Annotated in this window: 13 protein-coding genes; 12 read left to right on the forward strand and 1 reads right to left on the reverse strand. The window is 45.1% G+C overall.

Annotation, left to right across the window (positions count from 1 at the left end; translation table 11 throughout):
• The first annotated feature begins 103 nt into the window (after window positions 1-103).
• From BT112_RS00910 to BT112_RS00940, 7 genes are all read left to right on the forward strand, one after another.
• Complete coding sequence (locus BT112_RS00910) at window positions 104-2,503, forward strand: ABC transporter permease (protein ID WP_072315416.1); 2,400 nt, start codon at window positions 104-106, stop codon at window positions 2,501-2,503.
• 94 nt (window positions 2,504-2,597) lie between these two features.
• Window positions 2,598-4,952: an ABC transporter permease gene (locus BT112_RS00915; protein WP_072315417.1), complete on the forward strand. Its 2,355-nt coding sequence runs from the start codon at window positions 2,598-2,600 to the stop codon at window positions 4,950-4,952.
• 67 nt (window positions 4,953-5,019) lie between these two features.
• Complete coding sequence (locus BT112_RS00920; protein ID WP_072315418.1) at window positions 5,020-7,434, forward strand: ABC transporter permease; 2,415 nt, start codon at window positions 5,020-5,022, stop codon at window positions 7,432-7,434.
• A gap of 108 nt (window positions 7,435-7,542) precedes the next feature.
• Window positions 7,543-9,942, forward strand: coding sequence for an ABC transporter permease (locus BT112_RS00925; RefSeq protein WP_072315419.1), 2,400 nt, complete (start codon window positions 7,543-7,545; stop codon window positions 9,940-9,942).
• 328 nt (window positions 9,943-10,270) lie between these two features.
• Entirely contained in the window at window positions 10,271-12,682 is a 2,412-nt protein-coding gene (locus tag BT112_RS00930) for an ABC transporter permease (RefSeq protein ID WP_072315420.1), read from the forward strand.
• Window positions 12,683-12,734: 52 nt separating this feature from the next.
• Window positions 12,735-13,403 (forward strand): ABC transporter ATP-binding protein, encoded by a 669-nt coding sequence (locus BT112_RS00935; RefSeq protein WP_072315421.1) that lies wholly within the window; start codon window positions 12,735-12,737, stop codon window positions 13,401-13,403.
• A 3-nt stretch (window positions 13,404-13,406) separates the two neighbouring features.
• The gene (locus tag BT112_RS00940) at window positions 13,407-14,855 is read left to right on the forward strand and encodes a TolC family protein (RefSeq protein WP_245776956.1); all 1,449 of its coding nucleotides are present in this window, start codon (window positions 13,407-13,409) and stop codon (window positions 14,853-14,855) included.
• Between the two features lie 16 nt (window positions 14,856-14,871).
• On the opposite strand, the gene BT112_RS00945 is transcribed toward BT112_RS00940, so the two are convergent.
• The gene (locus tag BT112_RS00945) at window positions 14,872-17,445 is read right to left on the reverse strand and encodes a zinc-dependent metalloprotease (protein WP_083564718.1); all 2,574 of its coding nucleotides are present in this window, start codon (window positions 17,443-17,445) and stop codon (window positions 14,872-14,874) included.
• Window positions 17,446-18,097: 652 nt separating this feature from the next.
• On the opposite strand from BT112_RS00945, the gene BT112_RS00950 reads away from it, so the two are divergent.
• The 5 genes from BT112_RS00950 (at window position 18,098) to secA (ending at window position 25,781) form a co-directional block, all read left to right on the forward strand.
• Window positions 18,098-19,372, forward strand: coding sequence for a Gfo/Idh/MocA family protein (locus BT112_RS00950; protein WP_083564719.1), 1,275 nt, complete (start codon window positions 18,098-18,100; stop codon window positions 19,370-19,372).
• A gap of 179 nt (window positions 19,373-19,551) precedes the next feature.
• Window positions 19,552-20,943, forward strand: coding sequence for a 3-keto-disaccharide hydrolase (locus BT112_RS00955; RefSeq protein WP_072315423.1), 1,392 nt, complete (start codon window positions 19,552-19,554; stop codon window positions 20,941-20,943).
• A gap of 155 nt (window positions 20,944-21,098) precedes the next feature.
• On the forward strand, window positions 21,099-21,677 hold the full coding sequence (locus BT112_RS00960; RefSeq protein ID WP_072315424.1) for a cob(I)yrinic acid a,c-diamide adenosyltransferase: 579 nt from the start codon (window positions 21,099-21,101) through the stop codon (window positions 21,675-21,677).
• Window positions 21,678-21,928: 251 nt separating this feature from the next.
• Complete coding sequence (locus BT112_RS00965; protein WP_072315425.1) at window positions 21,929-22,150, forward strand: DUF2795 domain-containing protein; 222 nt, start codon at window positions 21,929-21,931, stop codon at window positions 22,148-22,150.
• Window positions 22,151-22,415: 265 nt separating this feature from the next.
• Complete coding sequence (gene secA / locus BT112_RS00970) at window positions 22,416-25,781, forward strand: preprotein translocase subunit SecA (protein WP_072315426.1); 3,366 nt, start codon at window positions 22,416-22,418, stop codon at window positions 25,779-25,781.
• Window positions 25,782-25,892: the final 111 nt, after the last annotated feature.

Here is a 25,892-nt window from a genome sequence, read left to right on the forward strand (position 1 = left end):
TATTAAACCACTTATATAGTGTAACCAATAGATTGTCAAGTTGGGAAATCCTGGGAGAACAAACTCCACAACTCCCAAACTAAAAAACTAAGAACTGAAAAAAATGATCAAAAACTATTTTAAAATAGCGTGGAGGAACATCCGGAAAAGGAAAAGCGTAGCCCTGATCAATATTCTGGGACTGGCCCTGGGTTTTAGTTGTGCCATTCTTATCTTTTTGTTTATCCAGTTTCACCTTACGTTTGATAATTTCCATAAGGATTCGGACAGGATATACAGGTTTGTGAGTGAAGTACACAGAGATCATATTGCATATAAATCTACTGTCCCTCCTGCACTCCCCAATGTTTTTAAGAATGACTACAATTATGCAGAAAAAGTTGCCAAAATAATAGATCGGGGTGAACAATTAATCACTGTAAATTCAGGAGCAACCCCACAGCGATATAAACCGAGAACTGCTTTTGTAGAACCGGATTTCTTCCGGATATTCAACTTTCCCCTTATTGATAAGGACTTTTCAGATGAATTGACAGCTCCAAATACAGCTATTATCACCCGGGAAATGGCAAAAAAGCTGTTTGGCGACACTAGTCCTATCAATCAAACCTTTATATGGGATAATAAGGATACAATCCGGGTTACAGGAGTATTAAAAGACCTCCCAAAAAACACCTTGATCAATTCCCGGGTTTTTATTTCTTTCAAAACTCTTCAAACCTCTGATCGAACCTCCTGGATTGCAACTGAAAGTTGGACCGGAACTGCTACCAGTTTACAATGTTTTACCCTGTTAAGGCTTAACCAGGACCCATTAAAGATAGAACAGGAAATGAAGAAATGGCCCGCCAAGTATCATCCTGAGCCCGTAAGTACAGAGGACCATTATAAACTACAGCCGTTCCCGGACATTCATTTCGATTCACGCTATAGCAATAGTATCAATATAAAACTGCTATGGATCTTAGGGGCTATCGGCTTTTTTCTGATCCTTATCGCCTGTATCAATTTTATCAACATCTCTGCGGCTCAATCTGTTTATCGTTCTAAGGAAGTTGGTGTAAGAAAGGTTTTGGGTAGTTTTAAAGATCAGCTTTTCCGGCAGTTCCTGACCGAGACATTTCTCATTACTCTTATTGCCTTGATTATCGGTTTCGGGTTAAGTGTTCTTTTCCTCCCATTCTTTAATAATACCTTTAACCTTTCTCTTTCTAAAAATGGGTTAATAAATTTCCGGTTTGCCGGTTTTATTGCCATACTCCTTATAGGTGTTGCCATTCTGGCCGGAAGCTATCCCGGGATTATCCTGGCCAGGATTGCCCCTGTACTCGCCCTGAAAAGAAAGCTGACCCAAAGTGACACCGGAAGCTCGCTGACCCGAAAAATTCTGGTCACCAGCCAGTTTGTGATCTCCATAGTTTTGATCATTGCCGTGTTGGTCATCGGGAAACAAATTAAATACGCTACAAGTTCGGATTTAGGTTATGATACTTCTACTATAGTAATGGTAGGACTTCCGGAAACATTGGAGCAGGCACAACTAAATACCCTGAAAAACAAGATTGTCCAATCCTCGAATATCAAACGGGTTTCTATTTGCTTTACCAGTCCTGGAGCACAGACTGACGGCTGGGGAACGGATGTAAATTTTAACGGCAATCCTAAATATGAAAAATTTCTGATCCAGTCAAAAATGGGAGATGAAGATTACATAGAAACTTTTGGCATCCAACTCGTTGCCGGAAGAAATTTTATTAAAAAAGATTCTGTAGACGAAGTATTGGTCAATGAAACCTTTGGCACAAAAATAGGAATAAATTCCCCAGAAGAGTTGCTGGGCAAACCCATAAAGATCAGTGACGATTATATACAGGGGCGCATTGTTGGCGTTGTTAAGGATTTCTACAACCAGGACTTCCATGGAACAATAAGCCCCGTATTCATTGCTCCTGCTCCGGATCTATGGTACAATGAAATAGGTGTTAAAATCAACCGGAAAAATACCAAGGAAGCTCTTCAGCATATCGAACAGCAATGGACATCCTATTTCCCGAATTTTATCTTCGAATACGCCTTCCTCAACGACCGCGTTACCGAAATGTACAAGTCCGAACAACAATTCCTCTCGCTGACCAGGCTGTTCTCCTTCCTGGCCATATTTATCGATGGTTTAGGTATTTACGGACTCGTTTCCTTCTTTGTCGCCCAAAAAACCAAAGAAGTAGGCATCCGGAAGGTGTTGGGTGGGCGCGTTATCGATATTCTCGGACTGTTCTTCAAAGACTTCTTTACACTGATAGGCATAGCAGGTCTTATCGCTTCCCCTATCGCCTGGTATTTTATGAACGACTGGTTACAGCATTATGCCTACAGAACACAGATCAACTGGTGGGTCTTTGCCCTCCCTATAGGCTGTGTTCTGGTCCTAACGCTGCTTATTGCGAGTTATAAGGGGTATAGGGCCGCAACCGCAAACCCTGTAAAAAGTTTGCGCAGCGAATAATAATTTAAGTTGATAAGTTAATGGGTTGCTGAGTTATTAGGTTAGCAGATATCACCTCAATAATGCAATAACCAAACAACCAAATAATCAAAAAATGATCAGAAACTATATAAAAATAGCCTGGCGGAACATTGTTAAAAACAAGGGGTTCAGCCTGATGAACATCTTTGGCCTGGCCGTAGGGATTACCTGTGCCAGCCTCATTTTTCTTTGGGTGGAAGACGAACTTGACTATGACAGTTATTTCGATAACCGGGATAATATCTATCTTGTTCTTACCAACCAGTCGTATGAAGGGAAATGGCGTACATTTGGTTCTACCCCTGGCCCTATGGGACCTGCTATGAAACAGGAGATCCCCGGCATAGATCATATTAGCCGTACCCGCGATGCCGATCTGGTCTTCAGTATAGGAGACAAAGCCATAACACAAAACGGCCTGTATGCGGATGCTTCTTTTTTCGATATTTTCCGCACGGAGATGATCGCCGGTGATAAGAAGAATATCTTCGATGCCCCCAATACAGTAATAATATCCGATAAAACAGCCAGACAGTTTTTCGGGAGTGCAGAAAACAGCCTGTACAAAAATATTCTACTCGATCACAAAGAAGAGTATACCATAACCGGGGTATATCCCGACCTGCCCGACAATGTTTCCCTAAAATACGACTTCGTTATTTCCTACCCCGAAATGGCAAAAGATAAAGACTATCTCCACTCCTGGGGCAATAACAGCGTATCGACCTATGTCTCGCTATCATCCACAGCAGACAGACATAAAATAGATGCCACACTCCGGAAAATGATCGAAGCAAAGACCGGAGATCACGGTACGGAAGCCTTTCTTTTCGCTATGACGGACTGGCGCCTGAGAAGCAACTTTGAAGATGGTGTACAAACCGGAGGCAATATTACCTATGTAAGGCTTTTTTCCATCATTGCATGGATGATCCTGATTATAGCCTGTATCAATTTTATGAATCTGGCTACAGCCAAAAGTGAAAAACGCGCCAATGAGGTAGGCGTTCGAAAAGTCATGGGGGCGGCCCGCCGAAGCCTTTTTATACAGTTCCTTACGGAAGCCATGGGAATTACGGCCATAGCCCTGCTTCTGAGCCTGGCCTGTATGGCACTGCTATTACCGCAGTTCAATCTCCTGGTACAAAAGAATATGGAACTCGGACTTTCCGATCCGCTACACCTCACCTACCTGTTGACCATTTTGGTCTTCTGCGGATTCCTTTCCGGAAGTTATCCGTCTGTACATCTGGCCCTTTTGCGTCCTATCGAAACCCTAAAAGGAAAAAAAACAAGCAGGAAACGAAGTGATATCATACGAAAAGCACTGGTGATCACACAGTTTTCTGTTTCTGTAATTCTTATTATCGGAACGATAACCGTATATCAGCAGATTAAACATGTGCAGAGTCGGCCTATGGGATACGACACCAAAAATCTTGTAAAAATGCGGGTCCAGGGAAATATGGTTCAAAACTTCCGGTCTATCAGAAACGAGCTGATCAAAACGGGAACGGTACAGCACGCAGGGCTTAACAGTTACAATACATTAAGTATCGGCAATAATACCTCATCTGTAAACTGGAAAGGTAAAGATCCTTCTTCCGAAATTTTGTTTTCTGTACGACTGATAAGTCCAGAGTTTTTGAAAACGATGGGAATGGAGATCATGGACGGAAGCGATTTCAAACCCGGGGCGGCACCCGACACTACGCGGGTAATTATCACCGAATCTCTTGCCAAAATGATGGGCCCGGGACCTGCTACCGGGAAAACCCTGGAAGTGTATGGAGATCCGGTAGAAGTCATCGGAACTGTCAAGGACTACCTCTATGGCAATATGTACGGTAAAAGTGATCCGGTTATATTTATGAACTATCCCGACGAGGCAAAATATATGTATATACGTACCTCACCGACAGTTTCTGCAACCCTGGCGTTAGAAAAAATACAACAGGTTATGGAGAAAAACAACCCCGGATATCCTTTCGAGTACGAATTTGTAGACGACAACTACCAGGCCATGTTCCGCAATGAAAAACTGGTGGGCAGGCTGTCCCGGATATTTTCGGCACTGGCCATCGGTATTTCGTGTATCGGCCTGTTCGGACTTGCTGCCTACATGGCTGAACAACGAAAAAAAGAAATAAGCATTCGTAAAATACTGGGTGCAAGTATACGAGAACTGACAGTTATGCTCTCAGGAAGTTTTATAAAACTGGTTGCTCTGTCTTGCATTATCGCTTTTCCGGTAGCATGGTATATTTTACGGCAATGGTTACAACGATACAGTTACCGTATCGATATACCCTGGTGGCCCTTTGTGGTCGCCGGTGCCGGTGCCATAAGTATTGCCCTGATCACCGTAAGTTTCCAGGCCATAAAAGCGGCACTGACCAATCCGGTTAAAAACATACAGAACGAATGATACCGCTTTACACATAACACAACAACCGGACACAACGCCGAAAAAGAAAACCAACTATTAAGAAATCATGATCAGGAACTATATCAAAATTGCATTCAGAAATCTTTGGAAAAACCGTATTTTTTCCGGACTTAACAGCATTGGGTTGACGATAGCTTTTACTATTGCCCTGCTTTTGTGTATGACTGCGGTTTACAACCTTTCCTTCGACCGCTTTCACCAGAATGCAGATCATACGTATTTGATCTATTATCGCAAGCAGGTACCTAAAGGTGCTAAAGATCTGGTCACCCTTCCTTCGCCTTTCAGCCAGACACTAAAAGACGAAGTACCCGGGGTCGATCGCATCGCCCGCTATACCGAAAACAGCCTGGTAGCCGTTCATAAAGACAAAGAGATTTATGTGGATATTGCCTATTCCGATCCCGATTTCTTTTCCATATTTACCTTTCCGGAACTGGAAGGAAATGCAACCCGTACGTTACAGGATAAATCAGGTATCGTCATTACACAAAAAACAGCAAAGAAGCTTTTCGGCACAGATCAGGTTTTGGGACAAACGCTTTCGGTCATTGTAAACGGACAGGAAGAACCGTATACTATAGGGGCTGTCCTCAGCGATATCCCGAAACAGAGCAGCATGGATTTCGATCTTGTATTGAATTATACCAACATTTCCGGTTATGATAATCGGAAGGATAGTTGGGACAGTAAAAATCATCAGGAATATCTCACGCTCGAAAAAGGAGTATCGGTTAAGGATTTTGAAAAAAATACCCGGGCTTTTACAGCATTACATTTCGAACAGGAGATTAAAGTAAGTAAGCGGGACGGGGCACAACCCGATGAAAACGGAGAATACATGCAAATGCGCCTTTTGCCTTTCCGGGATCATCACTTTATCCGGTATTCCAACCAGATACTGTCGGTAAGCAGGACATTTCCTTACATGATCCTGGGGATTGCCGGACTGATTGTCTTTATTGCCTGCGTGAATTTTATAAACATGAATATCGGCACTAATCTGAAGAGACTAAGAGAGATCGGAGTACGAAAAACACTCGGTGCGGAAAAAAAGCAATTGTTTTTTCAGTTCTGGATGGAAAGTGTGCTCATTTTTGCTTTTGCGCTTACGCTCGGCATTTTTATGAGTTGGCTATTGCTGCCGGAATACAAAAACCTTTTCCGTACAGGGGCCGATTTTTCGTCGATATTATCACCTGCGTCAATTCTTATTTCTTTTTGGGTATTCGCTGCCATCACATGTATCGCCGGGGGATATCCTGCCTATGTTCTCAGCAAACTCGGAACAGTTCAGACGCTGAAAGGTAAAGTGGAAACCGGGGGAAAACACCGGTTAAGGAGCGCATTGATCGTGGTACAGTTTTGTATAGCCATTCTTCTTATCAGCTGTACCCTTGTCATTTCCGACCAGATACGTTACCTTACCGGTAAGGACCTCGGATTCGATAAAGAACAGGTCATTTCTTTTCCGCTTAACGGTAAAAACAGGTCGCGTCTTGACGTAGACCTTCTTCGTAACGAATTATCCGGTAAACCGGGCATACTCAGCATGACCGCCTCGGATAATAATCTGGGACTGGGAAGAGACGGAAGCCGTATGACAAGCAGGCTGGGTTTTGAATATCACGGCAGGGAAATAACGACAGATATGCTCATTGTCGATTATGATTACCCGGAAACATTAGGTATTCCACTGGCTTCCGGAAGATCCTTCAGCAGGGATTTCGCAACCGACAGCCTGTCTATTCTTATCAACGAATCCATGGCTACGGAAATAGGTGAAAAAGATGCGTTGCATACTACCATGAACCTGGATAATAAACAATATACGGTAATAGGGATCGTCAAAAATTATCACTTCGAAGATATGCATAAAACCATAACTCCTATTACTTTTTTCCTCCGCCCTACCGATAATCCGGCTTATGCTTACGTCAAAGTAGGTCCCGGTAATCTATCCGCATCTCTGGCCATCGTAGAAAAGGCCTGGAAAAAGATAGAACCCAATGCAGAGTTCCTGGGCTCTTACCTGGATGAAAACATAGACCGGACCCTCCGGGATGAAAAAAACATGGCCTCATTGGTAACCAGCGGAGCCGTTATAGCCATAATACTGAGCTGTATCGGTATTTTTGCCATTTCCCTGCTCACTATAGCGCAGCGTACCAAAGAAATAGGAATACGGAAGGTGGTCGGTGCAAGTACGACAACTATTACCGTATTACTCAGTAAAGATTTTCTGAAACTCGTACTTATAGCCTTCATCATTGTTACTCCTGTCTCCTGGTGGTTCTTGCAACAATGGCTGCAAAGCTATGCCTACCGTATTGACCTCAGCATCTGGCTATTTCTGATTGCGGGCAGCCTCACCATGGTTATTGCTTTTGCAACCCTGAGCATCCGTACGATAAAAGCCGCCATGGCCAACCCCGTAAAAAGTCTAAAAACAGATGGATAGAAAAGTACGAAGCACAGAGCCGAGCGTTAAAAAAAGATTCAGTGTACACCTCTTTAGCAAAGGAAGCAGCCGGTTCGTAAACAAGGAACAAGTAAACCAGAAACCACTATGATAAGGAACTACTTTAAAATAGCACTTCGAAGTCTTTGGAAAAACAAAGGAATTTCTACCATACATATTATCGGGCTTATAACCGGAATCAGTTGTTGTTTACTGATGATCGTGTACATTCAGCACGAACTCAGTTATGATACCTTTCAGGAGAAAGGCGATCGTATTGTGCGTACTATTATGGAATACGGTGATACGAAAGACAATGTCGTTAAGGGAAACTTTACCGGGACTAAAGTCCTTCCTGCCTTTCGCGCCAATTTCCCGGAAGTAGAAGACGGTGTACGTATGTATAAAGAACCTACTGTAGTACGTTTAGATACCGATGTGTATAATGAAAAACGTTTTCTCTATGCCGACTCCTCCTTTTTCCGAATGTTTTCCTTTCCCTTACTAAAAGGAAATCCTGCCAATGTACTTAATGCCCCTTACAAAGTAGTACTATCTGCTTCCGCATCCCAAAAGTATTTTGGCAACCTCAACCCGGTGGGTCAAACCATCCGTGTAGGTCCCAATGAAAAAGAATACCTGATCACTGGTGTAGCCGCCGACTGCCCGGATAACTCCCAGATACGGTTTGACTTTATGGCATCTTTCACCAGCCTTAAAAATGCCCGGACAGAACCCATATACTGGAGTGCCAACTACACCACCTACCTTTTGCTAAACGCTCCCGATGCCATAAACAGCCTGCGACCCAAAATAATCCCCTTTATGAAACGGGAAATGGCAGCGGAAGACGATGATAATTTTTACCTCAACTACGACTTGGAGCCCTTTAACCAAATACACCTTCACTCTCCTTACGACAGTTTTGAACCCAACACCAATATAAAATACCTGTATATATCGGGGAGTGTTGCCCTGCTTATCCTAATCATTGCCTGCTTTACCTATATCAATATCAGCACAGCACGTTCTCTGGAAAGAGCCCGTGAGGTAGGAATTCGAAAAGTTACCGGAGCGTATAGGCACCAAATATTCTGGCAATTCATAGGAGAATCGGCAATCATCACTGCTCTTGCTATAGTATGCAGTATAGGTATGTGCCTGTTATTGCTGCCTGCTTTCGGAAATCTCATAGGACAAAATCTCGCTGCATCCGAGCTTTGGCATCCTAAAATCTGCTTGGCTATAATTGGTATTCAAATAGGTATTTCTCTGCTTGCCGGTAGCTATCCCGCTTTGGTACTTTCGCGTTTTTCCTCAATTAAAGTCCTCAAAGGTTCTTTCCACCGCTCAAATTCCGGTAGATGGCTCAAAGGTTCCCTTATCGTATTTCAGTTTGTCATCTCCGGTTTTCTCGTTATTGCCACCCTGATCATACAAAACCAGTTACACTACATCCGCAATAAAGACATGGGATATAATAGAGAACATGTACTGGTTCTTCCCATGGACAATAAAATTAAAAACAAACTCGATATCCTAAAAAAAGAGTGGAAACAACACCCGGATATCGTGGCCGTTTCTATGGCAGCCTCTCTACCGACAAATATCCTCGGCGGATATTCTGCCTGGGGAAATACTATTGCGGAGAAACAATCCATAATGGTTAGGGGGAATGTTATTGATGAAGAATACATACCGGCTACAGGACTGCATCTCCTGGCCGGAAAAAACCTAACCGAACAAGATGTTAAAGACGCCTCTTATAACGACGAGGACAAAGACTATTTTCATTTTATACTGAACGAAACGGCTACCGCAGCATTTGGCTGGACGCCGGAGGAAGCCGTAGGAAAAAGAATCGTTATTAGTGGCAGGCCCGGTGAAATACGTGGCGTAGTACGCGATTTCAACTACACCTCCTTGCACACGGCCATACAACCTTTGGTTCTCTTCCCTGAAAACTGGGGAGAAAACCTCCTTGTAAAAACTTCCGGTACTAACCTGCCCGCTACTTTAAATTTCATCCATAAACAATGGCAGCGCAGCGTTACACACCGGCCATTCGAATACCGCTTTATGAATGAAGATTTTGATTCTCTCTATAAAAGTGAAACGAGAATTGGAAAAATCCTCAGCCTGTTTACAGGCATCACTATTGTACTTGCCTGTCTGGGACTTTTCGGGTTATCTGCTTATACCATACGACAACGCACCAGAGAAATAGGCATCCGAAAAGTACTCGGAGCCCCTATTACGGGAATTGTAGGATTGCTTTCCTCCTACTTTTTAAAACTCGTTTTGTTAGCCTTTATCATCGCTTCGCCACTGGCCTGGTTTACTATGAACTCGTGGCTGCAAGATTTTGTATATCGCACCGAAATACATTGGTGGATATTTGCAATAACCGCAGGATTGGCAGTGGCCATTACACTGGTTACCGTTAGCTTTCAATCGGTAAAAGCCGCACTGTCCAACCCGGTAAAAGCAATAAAAACAGAGGGATAGAAAAGTATAGGACTCGAAGCTCTGGGCCAAGTATTAAAAAAAGGTCTGGTAGATGTTTTCGCGTAGCAAAAAGAAATGAACCGTTTGTAAAATTAGTGGCTTAACAGCTTGGTTTTATCTTAGAATGCTCAGCATGCCATACCGAAATGAACCGACAAGTGAAGGGGAACCGGCATCCCAGCTGCACATATCTGAACACTTTATGTTCAATATCGAACACCTGTCCCTTCCCTTAAAAGATAAAAACAACTAAAAACCAACACCTTATGCTTTTGGCCCGATTACTGTTTCTCCATTAAAGCAAAATAAAGTTTTCAATTCACCGAAAATGATAACAAACAATTTCAAGATCGCATGGCGGAATATTCTCAAAAACCGGGGAATGTTCCTATTGAATATTCTCGGGCTGGCCATCGGGATTACTTCCTGCCTGCTTATCGTACTCTTTATCTCGGATGAACTGCATTACGACAGGTATAACAAAAAGGCAGACCGTATAGCCAGGGTAGTTTTTCGGGGGAAAGTTGGCGGAGAAATTATGAAGGAAGCCGTAGTCATGGCCCCTGTAGCCCAAACCCTTAAAGACGAAATTCCCGAAGTTGCAGATGCTACCCGGATACGCCGTGCAGGAACTCCAAAGATCCGTTTTGAAAACACCGTTTACCGCAACAGTCGCTTTGCGTATGTAGATCCGAATTTCTTCACAATATTTACACTTCCTGTTATTCACGGAAACAACGTCGACCCCCTTGGAAAACCCAATACCGCTGTTCTTACCGAAAGCGAAGTAAAAAAGTATTTCGGGAATACGGACCCCATAGGAAAGGAACTGTTCGTGGACGACCACCCGACCCCTTTGGAGATTACGGCAGTGATTGGTGACGTTCCGGAAAATTCACATTTCCATTTCGATATATTTGCTTCCATGCTGAGTTATGCCCCGGCCCGGAGCACATCATGGACAAAATCGAACTTCTTCACCTACCTCCTGCTTCGGGAAGATGTACAATATCAACAGGTGGAAGATAAATTACCACTTGTGGTTGAAGAGCATATGGGCCCTCAGCTCAAAGCGGAAATAGGGATGTCATTTGCCGACTTTACCAAAGACAACCAGATTGGACTGTTTCTGCAACCTCTCACGGATATCCATCTTTACTCTGACTTTGCAGGGGCCAGCGAACTGGAGCAGGGAGGAGACATCCGCTATATCTACATTTTTGTTGCAGTCGGAGTATTCATGCTTTGTATAGCCTGTATCAACTTTATGAATCTCTCTACAGCTACCGCTGCCAAAAGATCCAAAGAAGTCGGAATACGTAAGGTATTGGGATCGGAAAAAAGACAATTGATTTTCCAGTTCCTGACAGAAACCTTTATAGCTACGTGTATCGCTGCCCTGGCAGGTATTCTTATTACAGTCGCAGTCCTGCCCCTGTTTAATGAACTTTCAGGAAAAACCATAAGCCTTTCTTTTATTTTCGGGTATGAAACAGTTATTTTACTACTACTGCTGATCATAGTCATCAGCCTTGCCGCAGGCGCCTACCCTGCTTTCGTGCTTTCTTCATTCGCCCCGGTCAATGCCCTCAAAACCAGATTCTTTACAGGCAGGGATACCCGGGGACTGCGGAACGGGCTGGTCATCTTTCAGTTTATCATTTCTGCCGGACTCATCTTTTCTACGATCATTGTCAGTAAACAGATGTCCTATATCCAGAACAAAAACATAGGATATGACCGGGACCAGATCCTCGTTATCAATGAGGCTACGTTGCTGGGAAATAACGAGAAGGCTTTCCGAAATGAGATCCGGAAAAACCCCCTGGTACAGCATATATCCGTTTCTTCATACCTGCCCGCAGGCCCCTCTTATAACAGCATGGCCGGTATATTTATGAACGGGCAATATCAAAGACGTATGTTCTTTTATGACGTGGATAAAAACTACCTTCAGGTCATGGGTATGCAGCTTGCCCTCGGAAGGAATTTTTCCGATGATTCCGGGAGCGATTCACTAAACGCCATTATCAATGAAACCGCCATGAATATACTGGGGTTGCAAAAAGACCCCATCGGCAGAACTTTTGTCAGAGATACGGATCAGGGCGGGCAGGAACTCACGGTGATCGGGGTGGTGAAAGATTTTCACTTCAAATCCCTTCACCGGCAAATCGATCCGCTGATCATGAGGAACAGGCCTTACGGAGGACTCATTATCCGTACTAAAACAGGAAACATGTCCGGATTAATCGAAAATATCCGGCAAACCTGGAATCGTTTCGGTACAGGCGAACCATTCTCCTATACCCTGTTGGACGATTCCTTCAGACAAACCTATCGCGCAGAGCGGAATATGGGCCATATCCTTCGCATATTTGCCATGCTGACTATCTTTATTGCCTGTCTGGGATTGTTCGGACTGGTGACCTATAATACCGAACAGCGTCTGAAAGAAATAGGAATTCGCAAAGTACTGGGATCGGGCGTACCCCGTATTGTGGCCTTACTTTCAAAAGACTTTTTAAAACTCATCGTATTTTCATTTCTCATTGCTTTTCCCCTCGGTTATTACCTTATGAACCGTTGGCTTCAGGATTTTGCTTACCGTACCGGTATTTCCTGGTGGACTTTTGTGCTTACTGCATTAATTACCGTCAGTATCGCCATGCTCACCATAGGCCTGAAGAGTTTAAGGGCTGCGATGCAAAACCCGGTCAAGGCACTGAAAGCAGAGTAATGACCACATATCAGGATCACAGAATTACAAATCGTATAAAAACAGATTTCCAATGCTGCTACAACTAAGCAATATTTTCAAATGGGTACAAACCGGAGGACAACGTACATTTTTATTGAAAGACATCAATCTCACCGTCGAGGAAGGAGAATTTATCTCTATCATGGGTCCATCGGGATCGGGTAAGACCACCCTGCTCAATGTTATCGGAATGCTGGACGGGTTCAATGAAGGCACATACAACTTTATGGATCAATCCGTACATCAGCTCAAAGAAAAACATCGTTCGGCACTTTATAAAGAATACATCGGCTTTGTGTTTCAGGCGTACCATCTTATTGATGAGCTCACGGTATATGAGAATATAGAGACCCCGCTATTGTATAAGAAATTCAAACCGGCAGAACGTAAGGCTTTGGTAGCCGATATGCTCGACCGGTTTAATATCGTAGGGAAAAAAGATCTTTTCCCCGAACAACTGAGCGGCGGCCAGCAACAACTCGTAGGTATAGCGAGAGCCCTGATTTCCAAGCCAAAACTTATCCTGGCCGACGAACCCACAGGGAATCTCAATTCCCGCCAGGGAGAAGAGATCATGGAACGCTTTAAAAAACTCAATGAAGAAGGAGTAACGATCATACAGGTGACTCATTCCGAAAAAAATGCCGCTTATGGTTCCAGGATTATCGAATTGCTCGATGGCAGAAAAGTAAGTTCCTGAACCATGAAAGATTTCCGTATAAGAAAACAACCTATGAGGGCAGCCAGCTATATCATGATATGCAGCCTTATGTTCTGCCTGTCCGTTACCGGGCAGGAGAACAAGGCGCCGATAACCCTGGAATACTGTATTGAAACAGCACTACAGAAGAATCTCGATCTGAAAAGTGCCCACCTCAAGACCAGCACCTCCAGGGTCAATTACCGCCAATCGAGACTGAACCTGCTGCCCGGTGCCAACGCAAATTACAATCTCGGGGTCACCAACGGACGAAGCATAGACCCGTACACTAACAGTTACCTGGACCAACGACTTACCTTTTCCAATGCCGGCCTGCAGATAAACGCCGTCGTATTTAACGGGTTCCGTTTGCTCAATACCATCAGGCAAAACCGTTACCAGCTTAAAGCCTCGGAAATGGAAGTGCGTGAAGCACAGCAAAACCTCGTTCTCGATGTCACGCTGGGGTATCTCCAGATCCTCAACAACCGGGAACTCCTCAAACAGGCCCGGACACGTATGCAAACCACACGAAAGCAACTCGACAGGCTGGGATCGCTCTACAGGGAAGGTTCCGGGAACCCGGCCGATTATACCGATATGCAGGGGCAACTTGCCCTGGACCAGGCTACGGCTATTCAGGCCGATAACGCCTATAAGGGTGCAGTACTGAACCTTTACCAGCTTATGAATACGGAACACATCCCGCATACCGATTTTGCCGGGGTTGAACCCGCAGATACCATGAGCCGGTACACATTATCCGCAGATGACGTACTGGCCGATGCCCTTGCAAACCTGGCTGCTTTTAAAGCCAAAGAGCTTCGCCTGGATGCAGCCAGAAACGGAGTTAAAGTAGCCCGGGCTGACTATATTCCGCAGATTTCGGTTTTCGGAGAACTGAATACCAATTATTCGAGTGCCGCCCGGTTTTTTAACGAAACCGGAACTGCAATCGAAGAAACAGGCGATTTCGTTACTGTCGACGGACAGCATTATCCCGTTCTCCGGGAAGAAACCCTGCGAGCCGAAGAAGCTATCCGCTACGAAGACCAGTTTAATAACAACCTGAGCTCGGCTATAGGTATATCAGTTTCCGTACCGGTTTTCAACGGGTTCAGAGCCAGAAACAATGTCGCCCTCGAAAAAATAAAAGCGGAAGAATCCAGGGTAGACCTGGAAAACACCAGGCTTCAGCTTACCCGTTCCATAGAACAAGCCTATATCGATATGCAATCGGCTTTCGACCGGTATCACATTCTCACGGCACAGGTCACCGCTTACGAAGAGTCCTTCCGGGTCAATGAGGTCCGGTTCACCAACGGCGTATCGAATATCGTCGAATACATCACCAGTAAAAACAACATGGACAACGCCAGAATAGCACAAGCCAATGCCAAATATGAATATTTACTCAGAGTTCGTGTACTGGAATACTACCGGGGCCTGTAACCCCGGTAGTTTTTCTCTAAAAGTTGCCCTTTCCTCCTTGCTGAATAGACATTTTGTTGTCTAAAGGAGCATAGATCCGCGTAGGGAATTTGTCCTCCCCGATGGCCTCTTCTATCTGCTTGTAGAGAAACTGTAAGTGCATCCTGGTCATGGGGTCTCTCGTAAAGGGTATGGTCGTGCGGAGTTTTCCTTCGAGAGTGATCAGGTTATCCAGGGCAATGGCCCTGACATCGGTATGTAATGTTCTTCCTTCCGAAAGTTTGGCCAGCAACGCATCGATAAAACCTCCTTTAGGCTCTTTCGGGTTATACAGCGTGAGCATATTGGCAACATAGGCTTTCTGTAGACTTCGGCGGTAGGCATTTACAGGTTCGTTAAAATCCAGTTCTTTCCAAACCAGTTTACTCACTTCCTGTACAAACTCTTCCGGGCGGTACGGGTCTTCGTATTTATAGCGATCAGCTATAAACTCCATTCGGCTCAGGCGGCTCCCGCCAAGCAATGTGGTCATCACCCCTTCCATAGTTCCCGAAAGGTCTTTTTTGGCCAGCGGGGCTTCGATCTTGTTCAGGATATCACTGTACAACAACCACGAAGGCTCGTGAAAGACATAAGTATCCACAAAAGCAAGCGCTTCTTTCTGCATTTCTTTAGAAACGGGCTGGTACACATCTCCCCCTTCTCCTACTGTTTTCGGGGTAATATACAATCCGCCGATATCCATCAGGACGTGAGAGATATACTTATTGTATTGCCGTAGCACCGCATCATACACCTCCTCCAGGTTATCGTAATTATCACTTTCCTTTTCACCCGTCCACCGTACCAACTGAGGAACGATACGTTGCAGATTTTTTATCCCGTAAAAACCGGCGATGACGGCATTGTTCCCCAGGTCTTCCGACTGTGACCGCGGGTCGAAATCACGTCCTTCCCCACCAAACCACAATCTCGGGTTAGCCGCAATACTGTCCGTCGCCCATTTGCTGAGGATCTCTTTTTCCTCCTTTTCACTTTGCTGTCCGGAAAAAAGGGAATATCCCCATTGTATGGCCCATTTGTCATAGTCTCCTATTCTCGGCATAATGCCCCTTACAGAGATACTGTCCTCGAGCTGGGCTACGTAATTAAACCGGGCATAATCCATGATAGAACTGGTATGTCCGTGTTTTTCCAGCCATAAGCTGTCCCTCAGTTTTTCTACCGGTGTCGCAAAACTCGCTCCCATGTTATGACGCAGTCCCAGGGTATGCCCCACTTCATGCGATGCTACAAACCGGATAAGTTGCCCCATCAACTCATCATCAAATTCCATCTTTCGTGCACGGGGATCAATAGCCCCGGCCTGAACCATATACCAGTTGTGCAACAGGTTCATCACATTGTGATACCAGCCGATATGACTCTCTATGATCTCGCCACTTCTGGGATCGACAATATTAGGTCCGTAAGCATTCCGTGAAGGAGAGGCAAAATACCGCAGTACGGAAAACCGCGCATCTTCCAGGCTCATACTATCATTGGCAACGGGCCATTCCTTACCCACGATCGCATTCTTGAACCCTGCCTGTTCAAAAGCTTTTTGCCAGTCGTTGATCCCCCGGATAAGATAAGGGCGCCACTTGGCAGGGGTTGCGGGATCGATATAAAAAACGATAGGCTTTTCCGGTTCTACCAACTCACCACGCTCCCACTTATCCATGTCCTCCCTACGGGGTTCTAACCGCCAGCGATGAATATAGATATTCCGGTCGGCCCGCTGCTGATCGTCTCCGTATTCCCAATACGAACTGGCAAAATACCCGACCCGGGGATCATAATACCTTTTCTTCATCGGAACTTTAGGGAGCAGGATCATCGAATTATTGATCTCTACCGTAACCACTCCCGATAAGATCGCTGCCGGAAGATTCTTGCTCTTATCCTCGGATATCTTAGCCTTGTAGGTCTTTACCGTTTTGATCTCGGTATTGATCGGGTATGTGTCTATAGCACGAATGTACGACTTGTCTTTTTCCAGAGAGGTAAGGTTAAATTCTTTCTTCTGCTTCTCCGTAAGGCTCAGTAAGGGATTTTCACTGTTGATAAAATCGGTGACATCGATGACATAAGCATTCTGTTTTTCATTGACCGCCTTGATATCGAAGGCTTCGAGTATGGGAGTGGCATTGGAACTCATTACTGCTTTGGAGATGGCATCCTCTTCATTGGCTTCACTGACCAGGGTTTGAATGCGCAGAAATATCTTGTTTGAAGGTCCTTTTTCAAACCAGATGGTTTTTTCTCCGATCTCTTCCCCTCCGTAGCTAGAAGCACCGGCAGGGGTTTTGATAAAGCGGGTAACCACCAGCAATTCGCGCTGCAAAAGACTATCGGGAATTTCAAAGTAATACCTGTCCTCCACCTCATGAACATTGAACAACCCCCTATGGCTTACCGCATCTTTTGAAATAATTTTATCGTAAGGTTTGGTCTCTGCATGTATATAGGCATTGCTTCCCGCAGCCGATATTCTTCCTTTTTTACCAAACACGCCACAGGAACCGGTAAGACATAACAATCCCAAAAATCCGATCAAATGCTTTTTCATAGTCTTAATTTTAGTTTTGATTAGGATAAATACTCCGGATAATATCTTCAACCAGGACAGGTAGACACCATATTTCCCCGGATTGTTCGATACTTCCCGGTAATTCCCGGTACACTTTCCTGTTTACGGTTGTAGAAACCATTATGGACACAGCTGAAAAAATACGGAGATCGGTTGGGCCTTAACCGGAAAATAACACAAATCAATGTATAGCCATAGCATACAAGACAAAAGCTATTATTTCCGGAGAAAGACAATACTCCCTAAATTACAGGAAAAAACCGGTTAACATTCCCTAAAATATATACACAGAAAGAGCTGTTTGGCAACTACTCTTCAATAAAGCTAAGAAAAAAATGGTTTTCAACCAACAGTATGTTGCGGGTTAATACAGTGTTTACAATAAAATTAACGCTTTTTAAACCACTTTTAAGAACCCCGGCTACAGGCCTGCCGAAAACAACCTTTCTATCGGTAAGTCTCGAGGAATTTCATCTTAATTACAGCAGATTTTAAACAGTATTTTTGGACATTTAACAATAAAGACGGCATACTTTTGGTCACTTTCTGAAAAAATATTTACTTTTAGGGGAATTTTGAAAAATCAAACCCCTTACTAAACGCAACCGATTCCGTTAAATTTTTAAAAGTTTTGGACAGAAGAGATTTTATTAAAAACAGTAGTTTGGGCACAGGAGCCCTTTTATTCACAGGAGCTGCACTCTCCGGATTCGCCCATACCGTTAACGACAAGGTTTACCGTGTCGGCGTTATAGGCTTCGGAGACCGTGGTAGTGGCCTGTACAGTTTACTATCGCGTGAATTCAAAGATAAATTCGAAGTGGTTGCCGTGTGTGACCCGCTGGACATGCGCATAGACCGTGCCCGTAAAATGACCGACACGCATAAAGTAAAGATATACAGAGACCATCGTGAGCTTCTCGATAATAAAAAAATTGATGTGGTGATCATTGCTACACCGCTCAACACGCATTACGAAATAGCCAGGCATGCCCTGGAAGCCGGGAAACATGTTATGCTGGAAAAAGCTATGGCTTTTACACCCGATCAGGCACTGAGCCTGGCCGGAATAGCTGCAAATCATCCCAGACAAACCCTTCAGATCGGGCATCAGTACCGGTACTCCCCTTTATATTACAAGGTAAAGAACATGATACAGCAGGGCTATCTCGGTAAAGTAACCCAGATCGATGCCCGGTGGGACCGTAATTCCAACTGGAGACGTCCCGTGCCCGATCCTAAACTGGAGCGAAAGATCAACTGGAGAATGTACCGGGAATATTCCGGCGGATTACCGGCCGAACTGCTTTCTCACCAGATCGATTTCGTAAACTGGGCTTTTGGTTCTCTCCCTTCTACCATTTATGGTACGGGAGGAATAGACCGTTTTAAGGACGGGCGGGAAACTTTTGATAATGTACAGGTAAACTTCCGTTATGACGATCCGGGAATGATCGGCAATTTCGGGGCCACCTGTTCCAATCAGCACGATGGTTATTCCTTCCGCATTAAAGGATCCAAAGGAATGGTGTCGCTGCTGGTACACGACGGGATTTTCTTCCCGGAACCGGAGACCAGGAAAGAACTGGAAGAAGTAGACGGTGTCAGCGGTGCTACCAAACTTACCTGGAACCATGATAAAAAAGGAATAAAGCTCGTAGATTCCAAACTCAAAGACGGGAGTTTCTACGCTTTCCAGGATTTCTACAAAGCGATCTCCGAAAACGTGCTCCCCGATTCCAATGCCTTTACAGGTGGTACCACTGCAATATGTGTGGCACTGGCCAACGATTCTCTTTATAACGGTGGTATAAAACCGTGGAAACCGGAATACAACCTTATCCCCGGTGATCATGTGGGAAAAACCGCAGGGCATCATCAAGGCAAAACATCAAAAGAAGGATAAAACCATTATACCCATTGTGTATTATCGTTTAAAAGACGTCATTCTGAGCCCTGTCGAAGGATCTTTACCGAAAGAAAAAGATGTTTCGACGACGCTCAACATGACGTAAACAACGATCTTTATTCGTCATGCACAACGGATTATTACAGATATCACTAACCTATCAACTTTATCAAAAAATGCGAAAACTCAGTATCCTGATCCTGGCGGTGGCCACCACATCGTGTTTTACAGGGTGTGCTCCCGAAAAAAAGAAAAAGAAAGTCGACGACGGATGGACATACCTCTTTGACGGAAAAACCCTGAACGGATGGAAGCAGGTTGCCGGACAAGCCGAGTACCAGGTAACAGACAGCGCCATAATAGGCATAGCCAAAGCCGGAAGCCCGAATACCTTTCTGATCAGCGACAAAGAATACGGCGACTTTATTCTGGAAGCGGATATTAAAGTCGAAAATAAATCCAGTAACTCCGGAATACAGTTTCGAAGTAACTACGATCCGGCCGGCAAAGACGGCAAAGGCCTGGTCTACGGATACCAGGCCGAGCTCGATCCTTCGGACAGGGCCTGGTCCGGCGGAATCTACGACGAGGCCAGGCGAGGATGGCTCTATCCGCTGTCGCTAAACCCGGAAGCTCAAAAAGCCTTCCGCTTCGGCGAATACAACACCTACCGTATCGAAGCAATAGGCAATGAAATAAAAACGTGGATAAACGGCGAAGAAGTCGCATATCTTATCGACAGTACCGATACCAGTGGAATGATCGGATTGCAGGTACACAGTATCAACAATCCCGAAGATGCCGGAAACAAAACATATTTCAAAAATATACGGATACAGACCGAAAACCTGAAACCGACTCCCTTTAAAAAAGACATCTATGTCGTCAACGATCTCAAAAACCACCTTTCCGATTACGAAAAAGAACATGGCTGGCAACTGTTGTTCAACGGGAAAGACAGCAGCGGATGGATCGGGGCCTACAAAGACAGTTTTCCCGATTTCGGATGGACGATACACGACGGTATCCTGACCATACAGGCTGCGGACGGAGGGGAATCGACCAATGCGGGAGATATCGTCACCAAAAAAGAATACAGTGCTTTCGACCTTTCTTTCGATTTTAAACTCACGGAAGGAGCAAACAGCGGAGTCAAATACTTTGTAACCCTTTCCGAGGGCAACAAGGGCTCTGCCATAGGCCTGGAATACCAGATCCTGGACGATGAAAAACATCCCGATGCCAAGAAAGGGAGAGACGGAAACCGTACGCTTGCTTCGCTCTACGACCTTATCAAAGCCGATAAACAACCTCGTTTTGTAAAACCTGTAGGAACATGGAACAAAGGCCGGGTGGTCGTATATCCGGACAATAAGGTGGAGCACTACCTCAACGGCGTTAAAGTACTGGAATACCAGCGGGGCTCCGAAGCATTCCGCGAACTGGTGGCCCAAAGCAAATACAAAGGATGGAAAGATTTTGGTGAAGCCGAAAAAGGCCACATTCTTTTGCAGGATCACGGCAATAAGGTAAGCTTTAAAAACATCCGCCTCAAAGAACTGAAGTAACTCACTGAAAACAAATCGTATAACAACATCTAACGGTGCCGTACATTATGGTTTTGAAACCATTTGTACGGCACCACTTATGTAAGGGTTTTCCGCCTGCTTCAATAATTTTAATTCTCTGTGTATCTTTGTTACATCACAAAGAAAAGCTATACATGAAGATCTATACCAAAACCGGTGATCGAGGCACTACAGCTCTCTTCGGAGGCACCAGGGTGCCGAAACACCATATCCGCATAGAAACTTACGGCACCGTAGACGAACTCAATTCATGGATCGGGCTGCTTCGCGACCAGGAAACCGGCAACCAGCGGGAGACCCTGCTTTACATACAGGACAGGCTCTTTACACTCGGTGCCGTGCTCGCTACCGATCCGGAAAAAGCCGTATTGAAAAACGGAAAACAACGCCTCGACATCCCCCGGATTTCCGAAAAAGACTGCACAGCTCTCGAAGAAGAAATAGACCGGATGAACGAAGATCTCCCACCAATGACACACTTTGTCCTGCCCGGCGGACACACCACGGTGTCATATTGTCATATCGCCCGTTGCGTATGCCGCAGGGCAGAACGACTGGCCACCCATTTGCATGACATGGAACCGTTTGACAACGTCATACTCTCTTATCTGAACCGCCTTTCTGATTATCTCTTTGTGTTGGCACGAAAGTTGTCCCACAGCCTGAAAGCCGATGAAATAAAGTGGGTCCCAGCCAGAGGAGATCAACACTAAAAGTATCCGGCACAAATTTGTAAAAAGCAGGAAAACGAAGTATTTCGCACATCCCTGTAATGCGAACCGTAAAACAGCGGGAGGATATAGAAACATATCAATCCCTAAACAGAAACTGTGTTTTACTGACGAATACACAACAAAATACACGTTTCATTACGTTCTTAAAATTAATGTGTAAATAAAATAGTTTTAACTTGACTTTTTAGTTTAAAAATTTATTTTTGCAAAAAATAAAAACCGAATAGCTCATGTATTGGACATTAGAACTTGCATCCTATCTGAGTGATGCACCTTGGCCGGCTACAAAAGACGAATTGATCGACTATGCTATCAGGACCGGAGCTCCGCTGGAGGTTGTAGAGAACCTGCAGTCTATGGAGGACGAGGGTGAGATCTATGAGTCTATTGAAGAAATATGGCCGGACTATCCTACAGAGGAAGATTACCTCTGGAACGAAGATGAATATTAATACGACAACAACAAACTAAAAGTCTCTCCCGAGGCTTTTTTTTTGCTCTTTATTATAACCAGACAACAACAGGTAGTGCGGGACAAGATAAATCAGTAATGGTCTGTACTCCCGAATCCCTGTCAATCAATTGACCGGTGCACTGTTTTTTTTCATTAGCTTTGTACATGGTTTCCCCGGAAACCCGTACAAGTGATGATGACATGCACCTCAACGGGAGGAATATACAGCAACTCCCTGTTATCAAATTAAAAACAAAACCATTATGAGTTTACTGAATTCTGTTCTCAAAGTTTTTGTAGGAGATAAAGCGAAGAAGGATATCAAAGAGATACAGCCCCTGGTGGATAAGATCAAATCCCTCGAAAAACAACTCTCTTCTCTATCTCACGATGAACTGCGGAACAAGACCGCCGAATTTAAAGCCGGTATCCTCGAAGCGCGGGCTTCTTTCGATCAGAAAATAGCCGAATTACAGGCCGAAGCCGATGCGTCCGATGATATAGACCGTAAAGAAGACATTTACGCTGAGATCGACAAGCTGAACGATGATGCCTACCAGGCCTCCGAAGCCCATCTCAACGAAATACTCCCCGAAGCCTTTGCAGTAGTTAAGGAAACAGCCAAACGATTTGCCGCAAACCCGACCCTGAAAGTAACCGCCAGTCCTTTTGACAGGGAGTTATCAGGCAGTAAGGATTATGTGACTATCGAAGGTGATCACGCCATCTGGAAAAACTCCTGGGATGCTGCCGGAAAAGAAGTGACCTGGGACATGGTTCATTACGATGTGCAGCTCATCGGGGGGATAGCCCTGCACCAGGGAAAAATTGCAGAAATGCAGACCGGGGAAGGAAAAACTCTCGTGGCAACCCTGCCTGTGTACCTCAATGCACTCACCGGGAACGGGGTGCACCTGGTTACCGTAAACGACTACCTCGCCAAGCGGGATAGCGCCTGGATGGGACCGCTGTTCGAATTCCACGGGCTTTCCATAGCCTGTATAGACAATCATCAACCCAACTCGGAAGGACGGAGAAAAGCCTATAACTCCGATATTACGTACGGAACCAACAACGAATTCGGTTTCGATTACCTGCGGGACAATATGGCCCATACGCCAAACGATCTCGTACAACGTCCGCACAACTTTGCCATTGTCGATGAGGTCGATTCCGTACTTGTCGATGACGCCCGGACGCCACTTATCATTTCCGGTCCCGTACCCCAGGGAGACCGTCACGAATTTAACGAACTTAAACCTGTCGTTTCCGACCTCGTACAACGCCAGAGACATTACCTGACCGGCGTATTGGCCGAGGCCAAAAAACTTATCGCGGAAGGCAACACCAAAGAAGGAGGGTTCCTCCTGCTCCGTGTGCACCGCGGACTTCCCAAAAACAAAGCCCTCATCAAATTCCTCAGTGAAGAAGGTGTAAAACAGCTCCTTCAGAAAACCGAGAATTTCTACATGCAGGACAACAACAGGGAAATGCACAAAATCGATGAAGAACTCCTGTTCGTTATCGACGAGAAAAACAACCAGATAGAACTTACCGACAAAGGTGTCGAATACCTCTCGGGAGATACCGACCCGGATTTCTTCGTCATGCCCGACATCGGTACGGAAATTGCCCGTATCGAAAACCAGAACCTTCCTGTGGAGGAAGAGGCCGAACAGAAAGAAAAACTCTTCCGGGAATTCGGTGTCAAAAGCGAGCGTATCCATACCATGAACCAATTGCTCAAAGCTTACACCTTGTTTGAGAAAGACACGGAATACGTAGTCATCGACAATAAGGTTATGATCGTCGACGAGCAGACCGGGCGTATTATGGACGGACGCCGTTATTCGGACGGCCTCCACCAGGCCATAGAAGCCAAAGAAAACGTAAAGATCGAAGATGCTACGCAGACCTTTGCTACCGTTACCCTCCAGAATTACTTCCGTATGTACCGCAAACTTGCCGGTATGACCGGTACGGCAATAACGGAAGCGGGCGAATTCTGGGAAATCTACAAGCTGGATGTCATGGAGATCCCCACTAACAGGCCTATAGCCCGCCAGGACAAGCAGGATCTTATCTACAAGACCAAAAGAGAAAAATACAATGCAGTAATCGATGAGGTTACCGAACTTTCGCAAGCCGGAAGACCGGTACTGATCGGTACGACCTCCGTAGAAATCTCCGAACTACTCAGCAAAATGCTGAAACTTCGCAAGGTACCTCACAATGTCCTCAACGCGAAACTCCATAAAAAGGAAGCCGATATCGTTGCCGAAGCCGGAAACCCCGGCGTAGTCACCATCGCTACCAACATGGCCGGTCGTGGTACGGATATCAAGCTCACCGACGAAGTAAAGAAAGCAGGCGGATTGGCTATTATAGGTACGGAACGTCACGATTCCAGGAGGGTCGACAGACAGCTCAGGGGTCGTTCCGGACGTCAGGGAGATCCGGGAAGCTCACAGTTTTATGTTTCCTTAGAAGATAACCTGATGCGACTGTTCGGCTCCGACCGTGTAGCCAAGATGATGGACCGTATGGGCCTTAAAGAAGGAGAGGTTATTCAGCATTCCATGATGACCAAATCTATCGAGAGAGCTCAGAAAAAAGTGGAAGAGAACAACTTCGGTATCCGTAAACGTCTCCTCGAATACGATGATGTCATGAATGCCCAACGGGAAGTGGTTTACAAAAGACGTAAACACGCCCTCCAGGGGCAACGTCTTAAAGTGGACATCGCCAATATGATCTTCGACACTTCGGAGACTATCGTAGAGACCAACAAAGCCGCCGGAGACTACAAGAACTTCGAGTTCGAACTCATCAAGTATTTCTCGCTGGTTCCCCCGATATCCGAAGAAGACTTTAACAGAATGTCCGTAAACGATATCACGGCAAGCATCTACAAAACCGCTTATAAGCATTATAACGACAAGATAGAACGCAATGCAGCTACTGCTTTCCCCGTTATCAAAAACGTTTACGAAAACCAGGGAGACCGCTTTGAACGTATCGTCGTGCCGTTTACAGACGGGACCAAGACCCTGAACGTGGTAACCAACCTCAAAGACGCTTACGAAAGTAAAGGTAAAAAACTGGTTTCCGATTTCGAAAAGAATATTACCCTCGCCATCATTGATGACGCCTGGAAAACTCACCTTCGTAAAATGGATGAGCTGAAACAATCCGTACAGCTCGCCGTTCACGAACAGAAGGATCCGCTGCTTATATACAAATTCGAAGCTTTCGAACTTTTCAAGAGCATGATCGAAAATGTAAATAAAGAGGTGATCACCTTCCTCTTCAAAGGAGAACTGCCCGCACAGGATACTTCCAACATCCATGAAGCGAGAGAACAAAAAACCAGAGAAGACTATCAGACCTCTAAAGAAGAAGTTCTGAACAGCGATGAAATAGCAGAAAGACACCGCAGGGCCGGGCAACAAACCCAATCACAGCAGCAGCAGGTTGTTGAAACCGTCATACGGGACAAACCGAAAATCGGGCGGAATGACAAGGTGACCATCAAAAATGTGATGAGCGGCGAAAGCCAGACCGTAAAATTCAAGCAGGCAGAACCCCTGCTCAAAAAAGGAGAATGGGTTATTGTCGATGAAGCATAATTAAGACCACGAACAACCGTTCGGATCTGAAAAAACGGGCCTGTAAAAATCGTATGATTTCTACAGGCTCGTTGCTTTTTTGTTCTAAGGCCTATGTTTTGTTTTCTTTCT

The organism is Sinomicrobium oceani, from assembly GCF_900119185.1.
GTDB classification, from domain to species: domain Bacteria; phylum Bacteroidota; class Bacteroidia; order Flavobacteriales; family Flavobacteriaceae; genus Sinomicrobium; species Sinomicrobium oceani.

What these genes read in the sequence shown, in the direction of transcription:
- BT112_RS00910 (WP_072315416.1), top strand. Translation starts at nt 104, where the DNA reads ATGATCAAAAACTATTTTAAAATAGCGTGGAGGAACATCCGGAAAAGG.
- BT112_RS00915 (WP_072315417.1), top strand. Translation starts at nt 2,598, where the DNA reads ATGATCAGAAACTATATAAAAATAGCCTGGCGGAACATTGTTAAAAAC.
- BT112_RS00920 (WP_072315418.1), top strand. Translation starts at nt 5,020, where the DNA reads ATGATCAGGAACTATATCAAAATTGCATTCAGAAATCTTTGGAAAAAC.
- BT112_RS00925 (WP_072315419.1), top strand. Translation starts at nt 7,543, where the DNA reads ATGATAAGGAACTACTTTAAAATAGCACTTCGAAGTCTTTGGAAAAAC.
- BT112_RS00930 (WP_072315420.1), top strand. Translation starts at nt 10,271, where the DNA reads ATGATAACAAACAATTTCAAGATCGCATGGCGGAATATTCTCAAAAAC.
- BT112_RS00935 (WP_072315421.1), top strand. Translation starts at nt 12,735, where the DNA reads ATGCTGCTACAACTAAGCAATATTTTCAAATGGGTACAAACCGGAGGA.
- BT112_RS00940 (WP_245776956.1), top strand. Translation starts at nt 13,407, where the DNA reads ATGAAAGATTTCCGTATAAGAAAACAACCTATGAGGGCAGCCAGCTAT.
- BT112_RS00945 (WP_083564718.1), bottom strand. Translation starts at nt 17,445, where the DNA reads ATGAAAAAGCATTTGATCGGATTTTTGGGATTGTTATGTCTTACCGGT.
- BT112_RS00955 (WP_072315423.1), top strand. Translation starts at nt 19,552, where the DNA reads ATGCGAAAACTCAGTATCCTGATCCTGGCGGTGGCCACCACATCGTGT.
- BT112_RS00960 (WP_072315424.1), top strand. Translation starts at nt 21,099, where the DNA reads ATGAAGATCTATACCAAAACCGGTGATCGAGGCACTACAGCTCTCTTC.
- BT112_RS00965 (WP_072315425.1), top strand. Translation starts at nt 21,929, where the DNA reads ATGTATTGGACATTAGAACTTGCATCCTATCTGAGTGATGCACCTTGG.
- secA (WP_072315426.1), top strand. Translation starts at nt 22,416, where the DNA reads ATGAGTTTACTGAATTCTGTTCTCAAAGTTTTTGTAGGAGATAAAGCG.